2 protein-coding genes are annotated in these 814 nt (G+C 64.4%); one reads left to right on the plus strand and one right to left on the minus strand.

Annotated elements, in window-relative coordinates; all coding sequences use genetic code 11:
- The first annotated feature begins 40 nt into the window (after positions 1-40).
- A complete protein-coding gene (locus tag EN964_RS35990; protein WP_127269060.1) occupies positions 41-451 on the plus strand; it encodes a GtrA family protein in 411 nt (136 codons plus the stop codon).
- 62 nt (positions 452-513) lie between these two features.
- Here the strand turns inward: EN964_RS35990 and EN964_RS35995 are convergent.
- Positions 514-814 (minus strand): efflux RND transporter permease subunit (locus EN964_RS35995; RefSeq protein ID WP_164776524.1); only part of this gene is annotated, 301 nt, incomplete at its 5' end.

Consider the following 814-nt stretch of genomic DNA (forward strand, 5'->3'; position numbering starts at 1 on the left):
GCCTGGCCCGCGCCGGCGTCGAGATCTTGGACGGCAAGAGATGAGCGACGCCGATCGGCCCCAGCGTTCGGCCGGCAGCAAGATCGTCCGCTTCGCCATTGTCGGACTGGCGAACACGGCTATCGACCTTGCCAGCTTTTTCCTGCTGCTCAAGCTCGGGGTTCCGCCGGTGCCGGCCAACATCGCTGCCTGGTTCGTCGCCGTCACCTTTTCCTTCGCGGCGAACGGCTTGTGGTCGTTCGAGCGCAATCGAGCCATCCGTTTGCATGACGCGTTCCTTCGTTTCGCCACGCTTGGAGCGCTGATTTCGCTCGGTGTCTCCAGCCTCTCGATCGCGCTGTTCGCCGGCATCATCGGGGTGTGGCCGGCGAAAATCGGCGGCGTCGTGGTGGCGGCGGTGCTGAATTTCCTCGCCGCGCGCTGGTCGATCGAAGGCCGGTTCTTGAGATAGGCGGAATTATTTTTCTTACGAAATTCCGGACGAAGAACCGCTACACACTTTTCCTGGGATTTCTATTCAGCCGGCTCCACATTGGTGTAGGCGGCTTCCTCCAACTCGCGCTTCAGTCGGGCTTCCTCGTGGGTCTTCGGCGTGACGAAGCGGCCAAGCAGGAGATAGGCGACCGGCGTCAGGAACAGCGTCGAGACGGTGGCCAGCCCCAGGCCGCCGACGATGACCCAGCCGAGCGCGACGCGCGCCTCGGCACCGGCGCCGCTCGCCAGCACCAGCGGCAGGACGCCGAGCACGGTGCAGATCATCGTCATCATCACCGGCCGCACGCGGATGATCGAGGCCTGTTCGATCGCCTCGCGC

It is taken from the genome of Mesorhizobium sp. M7A.F.Ca.CA.001.10.2.1, from assembly GCF_003998575.1.
Classification (GTDB): Bacteria; Pseudomonadota; Alphaproteobacteria; order Rhizobiales; family Rhizobiaceae; genus Mesorhizobium.